This window comes from Xenorhabdus eapokensis (genome assembly GCF_001908105.1).
This window is the reverse complement of sequence record NZ_MKGQ01000012.1, coordinates 60,638-72,325: the sequence shown is the minus strand read 5'-3', so window position 1 is coordinate 72,325 and position 11,688 is coordinate 60,638. Positions and strand designations below refer to the sequence as shown.

Annotated in this window: 9 protein-coding genes; 3 read left to right on the top strand and 6 right to left on the bottom strand. The window is 42.9% G+C overall.

Annotated elements, in window-relative coordinates; translation table 11 throughout:
- Window positions 1–134: 134 nt before the first annotated feature.
- From proA to gpt, 5 genes are all read right to left on the bottom strand, one after another.
- Window positions 135–1,388 (bottom strand): glutamate-5-semialdehyde dehydrogenase, encoded by a 1,254-nt coding sequence (gene proA / locus Xedl_RS10400; RefSeq protein WP_074023639.1) that lies wholly within the window; start codon window positions 1,386–1,388, stop codon window positions 135–137.
- Window positions 1,389–1,417: 29 nt separating this feature from the next.
- Window positions 1,418–2,521, bottom strand: a complete 1,104-nt coding sequence (gene proB, locus Xedl_RS10395; protein ID WP_143187418.1) for a glutamate 5-kinase — start codon at window positions 2,519–2,521, stop codon at window positions 1,418–1,420.
- Between the two features lie 148 nt (window positions 2,522–2,669).
- On the bottom strand, window positions 2,670–3,071 hold the full coding sequence (gene crl, locus Xedl_RS10390) for a sigma factor-binding protein Crl (RefSeq protein ID WP_074023637.1): 402 nt from the start codon (window positions 3,069–3,071) through the stop codon (window positions 2,670–2,672).
- 71 nt (window positions 3,072–3,142) lie between these two features.
- Complete coding sequence (frsA, locus tag Xedl_RS10385) at window positions 3,143–4,390, bottom strand: esterase FrsA (protein ID WP_074023636.1); 1,248 nt, start codon at window positions 4,388–4,390, stop codon at window positions 3,143–3,145.
- Between the two features lie 15 nt (window positions 4,391–4,405).
- Window positions 4,406–4,867, bottom strand: a complete 462-nt coding sequence (gene gpt, locus Xedl_RS10380; RefSeq protein ID WP_074023635.1) for a xanthine phosphoribosyltransferase — start codon at window positions 4,865–4,867, stop codon at window positions 4,406–4,408.
- Window positions 4,868–5,128: 261 nt separating this feature from the next.
- Between gpt and pepD the strand changes: the two genes are divergently transcribed.
- Entirely contained in the window at window positions 5,129–6,589 is a 1,461-nt protein-coding gene (pepD, locus tag Xedl_RS10375; RefSeq protein ID WP_074023634.1) for a beta-Ala-His dipeptidase, read from the top strand.
- Window positions 6,590–6,665: 76 nt separating this feature from the next.
- On the opposite strand, the gene dinB is transcribed toward pepD, so the two are convergent.
- Entirely contained in the window at window positions 6,666–7,721 is a 1,056-nt protein-coding gene (gene dinB / locus Xedl_RS10370; protein WP_074023633.1) for a DNA polymerase IV, read from the bottom strand.
- Between the two features lie 456 nt (window positions 7,722–8,177).
- Here dinB and Xedl_RS10365 point away from each other — a divergent pair, with 456 nt between their 5' ends.
- Window positions 8,178–9,416: a multidrug effflux MFS transporter gene (locus tag Xedl_RS10365; RefSeq protein ID WP_083600304.1), complete on the top strand. Its 1,239-nt coding sequence runs from the start codon at window positions 8,178–8,180 to the stop codon at window positions 9,414–9,416.
- 5 nt (window positions 9,417–9,421) lie between these two features.
- Entirely contained in the window at window positions 9,422–11,683 is a 2,262-nt protein-coding gene (locus Xedl_RS10360) for an ATP-binding cassette domain-containing protein (RefSeq protein WP_074023632.1), read from the top strand.
- The last annotated feature ends 5 nt before the right edge of the window (window positions 11,684–11,688 follow it).

Here is an 11,688-nt window from a genome sequence, read left to right as displayed (position 1 = left end):
ATGATAAAATCTTGCTGTGACATAGCCTTTTGTTCCTTTATTTCTCTATTTTTGACGACTTAAAGTTATAAAGGAGCGGCTATGTCATTTCAACTCACCCTAAAAGTCGAGCATCGCGTTAAAGTAGGATATCGTCAGCTCCGCGGCAAATAATCACCATAACCAATCCACTTATACGTTGTCAGAGCATCAAGCCCCATTGGGCCTCTGGCGTGTAATTTTTGAGTACTGACAGCCACTTCAGCCCCTAAACCAAATTGTCCGCCATCAGTAAAACGCGTGCTGGCATTCACATATACTGCGGCTGAATCCACATGGCGCACAAAGTAATCAGCTTGCTGCAAAGATTCCGTCAGGATTGCATCGGAATGGGCTGTACCATAAGTACGAATGTGTTCAATAGCGCGATCGATATCACGGACAATTTCCACATTCATATCTAAAGATAACCATTCATCACAGTAATCTTCTTCTGCCACTTCAACGACAGTTGCAGGGCCATCTTGCAGCAATGCCATCGCTGATTTGCTTGCATGTAATGTCACGCCCTGCTCTTTCATTTTGGTACTCAAAACTGGCAGGAAATCGGCGGCTATTTTTTCATGCACCAATAATGTTTCCAGTGAATTACAAGCACTTGGCCGCTGAACTTTCGCATTAGTAATGATTTCCAGTGCTTTTTCAATCTTGATGGTTTCATCCACAAATGTATGACAAACACCAATACCGCCAGTAATCACAGGAATAGTCGATTGTTCCCGACACAATTTATGTACCCCCGCCCCGCCTCGAGGGATCAACATATCGACATAACGATCCATTTTCAGCAATTCAGCCACCAATTCACGATCAGGTTTATTGATAGCCTGAACCGCAGCAGCCGGCAAGCCACTTTGTTCCAATGCCTGTTGGATAACTTTAACCATCGCTTGATTTGTATGATGGGTCTCTTTGCCACCACGCAGTATCACTGCATTACCCGTTTTCAGACATAACGACGCCACATCAATAGTCACATTCGGGCGAGCTTCATAGATCACACCAATCACGCCCAACGGAACTCGGCGGCGGCTTAATTGCAATCCATTATCCAATAATTGCCCATCGATAACTTGCCCTACAGGATCAGCCAAACGGCAGACTTGGCGCACGTCGTTAGCAATGGCATTCAGCCGTTCTGGTGTTAGTAATAACCGATCGAGTAGTGCTGCACTCATCCCCTGTTCACGGGCTTGCTTCATATCTTGCTGGTTGGCAGCAAGAATCTCTTCAATCTCCGTTTCCAACAAATCAGCAATGTGATTCAACGCTTGGTTTTTCTGATTGCTACTCAATTGTGCCAACTGCCACGATGCTGCTTTGGCTGCTTTTCCCATCTGCTCTAGCATGGTGAAATCCTTAACTCACGATCAATTCATTAAATTACGATCAAATCGTCACGGTGAACCGCAACTGCGCCATATTCATAACCCAGTATCTGGCTAATTTGCTGTGAATGATGGCCTGCAATCAGGCGTAGTGCATCACTGTTGTAACGGCACACGCCATGAGCCAAATCTTTGCCTGATAAGCTACGGATACAAATAACTTCACCGCGGGAAAAATCACCTTTAACGTTTTTGATCCCTTTTGGCAACAACGAACTGCCTTTCCCAACAATCGCCGCTTCCGCACCATGATCGACAATAATTTCCCCTGCCGGAGGTGCTCCAAAAATCCAACGTTTACGGTTTTCCATTGGACTAGCCAGGCCATGAAAACGTGTTCCAACCGATTTTCCTGCGATGACATCAGCGATAACATCCGACCTATTACCCGCGGCAATAATGACATCAATTCCAGCACGTCCAGCTACGCCTGCCGCCTGAAGTTTTGTTGCCATTCCCCCCGTTCCTAATCCCGAAACACTGTCTCCAGCCATCGTTTTCAGCTCATCACTGATGTCATGCACTTCAGGGATCAATTTTGCATCAGGGTTACTACGAGGATCTGCGGTATAAAGCCCTGCTATATCAGTCAGAAGCAACAATTTATCTGCACTACCCAAAATAGCCGCCAGTGCAGAAAGATTATCATTGTCACCCACTTTAATCTCTGCTGTCGCAACGGCATCATTTTCATTAATAATGGGAACGATGTGATTATCAAGTAAAGCCTGAAGGGTATCCCTTGCATTCAAGAAGCGTTCACGGTCTTCCAAATCTGCGCGAGTCAGGAGCATTTGCCCGACGTGAATACCATAAATAGAGAAAAGCTGCTCCCACAATTGGATCAGGCGACTTTGCCCAACGGCTGCCAGCAATTGTTTTGACGCAATAGTTGCCGGAAGATCCGGGTATCCTAAATGCTCACGCCCAGCGGCAATCGCACCAGAAGTCACAATAATAATGCGGTGACCTTTTTCATGCTGTTGAGCACATTGACGAACCAGTTCCACAATATGGGCACGATTCAAACGACGAGAACCACCGGTCAATACACTCGTTCCCAGTTTTACAACCAATGTTTGGCTGCCATTCATCATATTTCTGCCATTACAGTTAATTTGAAAAAACGATTAGTTTAAAAAAACGATTAGTTTAAAAAAACAATGTTCAGTTTTAACAGGAGAGAGGCGTTATGCCAACTGACATAACGCAAAATTTAGCAAAAGCAGGTTAAAAACAAAATCACGCTATCACTTGCGTTTGCAGGGGGGCGGTATTTTCAGATGGGATCAATGTCAGTTTGAGCGTGTCAAAAGAATCAACCAGACGTTTATGGAATGCCTGTAGAGTTGATTCAAGGTGCTCAAGATCGGTCTTTTTTTTGATATTCATGACACTCCATTCGCCATGTTTATCAAATAAGCCTATCTGATAGTGATAGACAAAACCTTGTTTCTGCTCTTCTAACTCTAACCACCATCCCCAAAATTCACGTTTTTCCGGTGCCGCTTTAGCGCTGACACAAACAGCTAAACAGTCAAAGAAAAAATAACCATTTTGGCACTTTAATTCACGTACATACGGCCCTAATGCAGAAAAGTACTTTAACAACCTATTTTTAGAATAACTTGCAGGTAAAGTCATACAAAGGTCTCCTTATATACAGAACCCCTTTGTATCAAACAATTAAAAAATATCAAGTGATAAATTTTGTTTTATAAAACTTTATCTTTCAACCATACACGTATTTCGTGTAATGCCTTACTGAAACCACTATAAACTGAGGTAGCAGGAATAGCTCGCAATGACCCCTCCATTGATGACATAGCAATCAATTTCGAGTCTTTCCTTGGGCTAAAAATATCATCTTCCCAATACACCGAAAACATCGGTACAGTACAACGACGGCCTAATAACCCTTGATTCTTCAACGAATAACACGCCAGTTCTGAATGCAATCTCTTTTCATCAACGTGATAAATACCTAAGCGACTGGCCAAGACGTCAATATACATTGACGGAATTTTCTGCTGTAATTTTTTATCATGCAGTAATTCATGAACAATCGGGCCGACGACCGATACGCCTTTAATAAGGTTAGGCTCCAGATAGGCAAGCCGAACAGCGATATTTGCGCCAAAACGAAAACCAAATACACCTACACGGGTATGATCAATCCACGGCACGCTATTTAGCTGTTGTAAAACTTGTTGATGAAGTGCGCATGTATCCTGCGTCAAGGTAAATTTAGCGGAATAACCAACAGAAGGCATATCTACCGTTAACATGGCAAAACCGAGAGGCGAGAAGTGTTCACGAAACAAGCGCCAGCAATCACTCTGTACATTATCAAGGCTGGCACAGACTAATATCGTTGGACAAGGCCCCTGTACATGGGAAGGCAGGTGCAATAATCCAGTAACACTTTTGCCCCCTTCCAACTGGAATTCCAGTTTTTTCAATTCATAGTCAGAAAAACGCGCTGCGTTTTCATAGGCTTTATTAGCCAGCACAATGGCTTGATCTGCCAGTTCATCACCGCGCAAATGAGGATAAGCGGCAATACTATATAGCGTTGCAGCCTTTAACCAACATGCTTCGGCTTTTTCCGTATCTTCAGTACGCAATGCTTCCTGCTGCCAGTACATTGCCTGCTGAGACCACTCGAATGCCCAATTTCCTTTCCGATAGCCGACCACAGTATCTAACAAATGTTCAGTACTGCGCTCGGCATCTGTCACGGCAATCCGACTGAGGACATCTTGAATTTCCAGCGGATTGATTCCCCTCCAGATCCAAGCGAGCCAATTAATCATGCGATACCAACGCTCGCGGCGCTCCCCACTAAGCTTCCTATCACTGGTAGTTACCGATTGTGGGCAAGTATATTTAACCAGTGTAGAGGTTTCCCGCTGTTTAAACCGAGGCTTAAACAGCGATTCTGAAAGGTTTTGTTTCGTCATAACAAAAGAAAAATCTTACTGTTTCTCACAAACGGGTGGAACGAATACGACGCCCATGTCCCACGGCTGCTCAATCCATGTGTTTTGGGGGATATCAATAACATAATCATCTACAAGAGGGCGGCCAGCAGGTTTGGCAAAAATCGTGACAAAGTGAGCTTTCGGATACATCTCACGGATTGCCTGAGCAGTGCCTCCGGTATCAACCAGATCATCAACAACAATAAACCCTTCACCGTCACCTTCCGCTTTTTTCAATACTTTCAACTCACGCTGATTATCGTGATCATAGCTGGAAACACAGACAGTATCGACATGGCGAATACCCAATTCACGCGCCAATAACGCTCCCGGAACAAGGCCACCACGGCTAACGGCAATAATGCCTTTCCACTGTTCTACAGGAAGTAAACGTTGCGCCAATTGACGGGCATGTATTTGCAACATATCCCACGTTACAACATATTTTTCACTCATAAAATTAGATCCTGGAAACGAAAGAATATTTCAGAAAAGTGTTTTTTGCGGAAAAAAGGTTGCGCGGGATTATAGTGATTTGAACCAACAAAAACCAGTAAAAACAAGGTAAGCCTTCATTCTTACTGCCCATTGTTGACAATAAAATGATATTCTCAAGCATAGCATGGATGTTAGGGCCAATGCAGATGACAAAAACTCCCTGATGTGTCAAACATTACCACTTTCATCCCACTAAGATTCAGTTACAGGAGATTCGCCGTGTCCGAATTATCAACGCTATCCCCACAACCCTTATGGGATATTTTTGCCCAAATCTGTTCCATCCCCCATCCTTCTTATCATGAAGAAGCTCTCGCATCCCATATTATTGAGTGGGCAACAAGCAAAGGATTCCATGTAGAGCGGGATGAAGTGGGTAATATTTTGATCAGAAAGCCAGCTTCAAAAGGTTTGGAAAATCGCAAGGCTGTTGTACTTCAAGCGCACCTTGATATGGTTCCACAGAAAAATAACGCTACCCAACACGATTTCACAAAAGATCCTATTCGTCCTTACATTGATGGTGATTGGATTACGGCTGATGGTACAACTTTAGGTGCGGATAACGGTATTGGTATGGCTTCCGCTCTGGCGATCTTGGCGGACGAATCCGTTAAACACGGCCCATTAGAAGTTTTACTAACCATGACTGAAGAAGCCGGTATGGATGGCGCATTCGGCTTGAAATCCGGCTGGCTGCAAGCTGATATTCTGATCAATACCGATTCAGAAGAAGAAGGCGAAATCTACATGGGTTGTGCGGGCGGCATTGATTTTTTCACAACCTTACGACTGTCCCGTGAAGCGCTGCCTGCTAACTATAAGACCCTGCAATTAACTATTAAGGGATTAAAAGGTGGTCACTCTGGTGGCGATATTCATCTTGGATTGGGTAACGCCAACAAATTACTGGCTCGTTTTCTGGCTGCGTATTCCACTGAATTGGATCTGAAATTAATTCATCTGCAAGGTGGAACCCTGCGCAATGCCATTCCTCGTGAAGGTTCTACCGTAATTGCTGTTCCTGCTGATAAAATTGAAAAACTGTATCAAATAAAAGACAGCTATCAGGAAACACTGCAGAACGAATACTCCGTCGTTGAGCATAATCTCACTCTCTTGTTAGAAGAAACCGAAGCATCATCACCAGCGCTAACAACGGATTGTCAGGCTCGCTTCATAGCCATGCTCAATAGTATGCCAAATGGTGTTATTCGTATGAGTGATGTCGCCAAAGGTGTTGTAGAAACTTCGCTAAACGTCGGCGTTGTCACCATGGACGACGAGAAAGCCGAGATTATCTGCCTTATCCGTTCACTTATTGAAAGTGGCAAGGTTTACGTTACTGAAATGCTGCATTCTCTGGCAAAACTGTCTGGCGCAGAAACCGTGGCAAGTGGCAGCTATCCGGGCTGGCAGCCTGATGCCAATTCGCCAATCATGCATTTAGTACGTGAAACTTATTATCAACTCTTCGATAAGACGCCGAATATTATGGTGATCCACGCTGGATTAGAGTGTGGTCTCTTCAAAAAACCGTATCCGGCTCTGGACATGGTTTCTATCGGCCCAACCATTCGGGGAGCCCATTCCCCTGATGAGAAAGTACACATCAAAAGTGTCAGTCAATATTGGCAGCTACTCACTGCAATTCTAAAAGCTATTCCGGCTAAAGAATAATAGGGCTAAAAAATAATAGAAGTTATACGGCCTCTCCCCCGCCACTGCTCGTGGGGGAGATTGCGTTTTTTACCCCTTACCATTCCAATAAAAGCTGACGCTCCAGTTGTGGGTCTTGTAATGTCACATGCAGCCCAACCAACCTGACCCCTCGCCCTTTCCTGCGTGTTTCCCAGGCACGTTTTGCTATTTGAATCAGATCGTGTTTATCCAACATAGGATGGATATGTTCCTGTGTTGTCAATTGAAAATCATCAAACTTTAATTTGATACCTTGACGGGCAATGCGAAGATCAGGCTTTACCTTTTCCAGCCGTTTTTTCAGCTCAGGGTAAAGTTGTTCAATCAATTCCACACATTCATGCCATTCATGGATATCCTGCGCCAACGTTTTTTCTACCCCAACGGATTTACGCAAACGTTCTGGCGTAATCTGCCGTTCATCAATACCGTGACAGCGCTGCCAAAGTGACAATCCAAATTTACCCAAACTTTTTATCAACGTCAGCTTGTCATAACGTTGCACATCAGAACAGGTTTCCAACCCCATATCTGATAAACGCTTGGCTGTGACTTTTCCGACACCAGGAATTTTGCGTAAGGGCAGAGAGTTAACAAAAGTGTCTACTTGTTCAGGTGAGATAACATATTGTCCATTGGGTTTATTGATATCAGAAGCAATCTTGGCTAAAAACCTGACGGGGGCAACGCCTGCGGAAGCGGTTAACTGCAATTCAGCAAAAATTGTCTGACGGATTTCTTGAGCAATCAAAGTGGCAGAACCGTGACAATAACGACAATCCGTCACATCCAAATAAGCCTCATCTAAAGACAGAGGTTCAATCAACTCAGAGTAGCGGGAAAAAATTTGCCGGATATGTTGAGAGACTTCTTTATAATGCGCCATTCTGCCAGGAATAACTTTCAATTGTGGGCATAGTTTTAATGCCACGGCAGTCGACATCGCACTATGCACCCCAAAACGGCGGGCAGGATAATTTGCCGTACTAATAACCCCTCTTCGAGAGGCACTTCCGCCAACTGCAACAGGAATATCGCGAAGTGCAGGATTGTCCCGCATTTCAATGGCAGCAAAAAAACAATCCATATCAATATGAATAATTTTGCGCATCGGATCTCCCCACACCAAAATACTGTATAAATATACAGAAAGAGATCATAAAACTCTAGCTAATTTTGCAGAGGAACTTCAAGAAGTTGATTTCTCGGATACTCTTATAGGATACAAATGGATAACTGTATTCATTATGAAAAAACTAGCCTTGTATCTTAAATGAAATTTGTCAGCAACCCGAAGATAACTAATTTCCATTTTGAAATCAATTATCTTCAATGTTATAGTTTCTATAGTATATTTATATTATGAGATGAATGGTAGTTAAAAACAAAAAATAAAATAATTAACAATTGGTTACATCAAATCTTTTCACCTAACAAAAAAGGTAAACCAAGATTCAATTTTGAATAGAGCCGGTCAGCGATTTGAAGAAAGTAATTTCTATTTTGAAATCATTTTTTTGCAGTGTTATAGTCTTCATAATATGTTTATTATATGAGATGAACGACAGTGAAAAAATCAGAAAACACAATAAATAACAGTTATTTAGATCAAACTGCTTCACCTAGCCAAAAGAATGAACTGGGATTCAAACTTGTTCTGGTTCTGGGAATGTTGAGTGCTATTGGCGCTCTTTCAACCGACATGTACCTTCCTTTATTCCCCGCCATGTCACATGCACTAGTCACGACTCAGGCTGGTATTCAATTAAGTCTAACTTCATTTATGGCGGGTCTTGCCATTGGACAATTAATCATTGGTCCCTGGTCGGATACTATTGGCAGGAGAAAACTGTTATTAGGTGGCATGATTTTGCTAACTGTAGCATCAATTGCTTGTTCATTATCCTCAAATATTGAGATGTTAATCATTAGCCGCTTTTTTCAAGGTGCTGGGGGCGCATCAGGTATTGTTCTGACACGAGCCATTGTTTCCGACCTCAGTTTCGGTAACAAAGCCGCTTACTATTTCAATCTGATGCTGGCAATACAAGGTGCAGCACCAATAGTTGCTCCATTGATAGGAGGAATTGCTGCTTATTTCCCGTGGCAGGTTGTATTTATCTTTATGGCGGTTATTTCACTGATAATTACCACCTTAACGTTCGTTTATGTACCGGAAAGTTTACCGGGTAAATCAGCATCTGGTGGCAATAAGAACAATCTGGTTAAGCAGTTTTTAAAACTGTTCAAAAATAGAACCTATATGGGATATACCCTAATATTCTCCTCTACTTTTGGGGCACTGTTTGCCTATATTTCAGCATCGCCTTTTATATACCAGTCCATGTTTAAATTCAGTCCTGGATTTTTTTCCATTGTATTTGCGATTAATGCCGGAATTATGATGTTCAGCAGCATACTGAGTGCCCGGTGGGTTGAGCGGTTCGGCGCCAAAACGCTTGTCATAATTGGTGTTGTAACCACTTTCTTCTTAGCTTGTTTGCTACTGGTTGTGAATTATCTCAGCCTCTATCAGCTTGAGTTAACGACGGCAATTTTTATGATGCTTATGTTTACGATGGCATTTATTTTTGGCAATGCAGCTAGTTTAGCATTAACAGCAGTTCCTGATGTAAGAGGGGCTGGCTCTGCTGTCCTCGGTGCTCTTCAATTTGGCGCGGCTTCTTTAACGGCATTTTTAACTGGTCTTGGTAAATCTGTGTCTCTGTTTCCTATATCTATTGTATTAATCGGCTGTGGGATTATCACTCTCTTTTCCCTGATGTTAGTGCGTGTAAGGAGATAAATGAAATGAGAAATCATGAACAAAACACCATTGAAATTCGTGGTGCAAGGCAAAATAACCTTAAAGGCATTGACTTACGTATTCCTAAGAATGTCATCACTGTGTTCACCGGTGTTTCTGGTTCAGGTAAAAGTTCTCTTGTATTCGGTACAATTGCAGCAGAATCCCAAAGACAGCTCAATGATACTTTTCCTCCTTATATCCGGCATCGGTTACCGTACTATGGCCAGCCTGATGTCGATGAGATAAATAACCTCACTACCGCAATTATCATTAATCAAAAGCGGATTGGGGAAAATGTCCGCTCAACAGTTGGTACAGCATCAGATATTTACACTTTGTTACGCCTTCTGTTTTCCCGAATCGGTCAACCCTTTGTCGGGTATTCCAACATTTTCTCTTTCAACCACCCATCAGGTATGTGTCCCAATTGTGAGGGACTGGGCATTGCCAGTACGATAGATGTAAAAAAACTGTTGAATGAAGACAAATCTCTGAATGAAGGTGCAATCGCATATTCCTCATTTGCACCAGGAACCTGGCGGTGGCGCCGATATGTTCATTCTGGATTGTTTGATAATAATAAGAAAATCGCCGATTACTCGACAGAAGAGCGCCAGCTTTTGCTTTACGCGGATAACATTGCGCCGACCAACCCATCCCCTGACTGGCCTAAGTCTGCCCGATTTGAAGGACTCATTCCCAGGTTCACACGCAGTTATCTTGTAAAAGATAACAAAGAGTACAAAAGTGAAGAGTTTCGGAATATTGTTTCAATGCAACAGTGTCCTGTCTGTCATGGACAGAGACTTAATAAACAGATCCTGTCATGCTTAATTCAGGGCAAAAGTATCGGTGATTGTGTCGATATGCCGATTATAGCGCTGAGCCAGTTTATAACTACATTGGCTGCTCCTTCAGTGATTACGCTAATTAATGCCTTAAAAGAACGAGTAGCAGCAATGTGCTCTATCGGATTGGGATATCTGAATCTTAACCGTTCAACCACAACATTATCAGGTGGAGAGTCACAACGATTAAAAATGGTGCGGCACTTAGGCAGTAGTCTTACCGGAATGACTTATATTATTGATGAACCCAGCACCGGATTACATCCAGCCGATATAGCAAAACTTAATACACTGATTCAGCAATTACGTGACAAGGGCAACACTATCTTGATGGTCGAACATGACCCGGATGTTATTAAAATCGCAGATCATGTCATTGATTTAGGCCCCTGTGCAGGTGATAACGGTGGAACTATCACTTATCAGGGCAATCTGAGTGGGTTACGTGCCTCTGGCACATTAACAGGAAAATATTTGTCTCAAACAACCCGCCTTAATCGAAATCCCAAAAAACCGCTTGGTTATATCTCTGTCAGGAACGCAACACTACATAATCTTAAAGAGATATCTATAGAGGTCCCGCTGGGAATAATGCTTGCTGTCAGTGGCGTAGCAGGCTCCGGAAAAAGCTCCTTAATTATGGGAGAGGTTGTTCCTCAATGTACAAATGCTGTTGTTATTGACCAAAAACCTATTCATACCTCGAAACGCTCACATATTGCATCGTGGAGCGGTATTTTTGATCACATCAGGGAGCGCTTTGCGCTGGCTAATCACGTGGATAAATCGTGGTTTTCCCCCAATGCGAAGGGAGGATGTCCGGAATGCAAAGGATTAGGCGTGATTGAAACCGATTTGGCTTTTATGGATTCGATATCCTTGCCTTGCGAAGCTTGTCAGGGGCAAAAATTCAATAAAAAAACTTTAAATTATAAATACAAAGGAAAAACGATTGTTGATCTCATGAATCTGAGTATTACTCAGGCAACAAATTTTTTTGAGGGGGACAATCAAATTCACCCAACATTAATGCGCATTCAGGATGTTGGATTGGGTTACATGCGTCTCGGTGAATCACTTGATCACCTGTCTGGGGGAGAATGCCAAAGACTAAAACTCGCATCTTACCTTAACAATAAAGGTGACGTGTATATCTTTGATGAACCAACGACCGGGCTTCATCCTTCTGATGTGGCTGTAATTATTACGTTATTTCGCCGCCTTGTCGAACAGGGAAACTCTGTTTTGATCATCGAACACAATATAGAAGTTATTGCAGAAGCGGATTGGATTATTGATTTAGGTGAAGGCGCAGGGACTGAGGGTGGTCAGGTGATGTTCAGTGGCACACCACAGGCAATGTTTGAAGAGGGTAATTCATTGACCGCAGATTATTTACGTCAACATTGTCGCTAAATAAA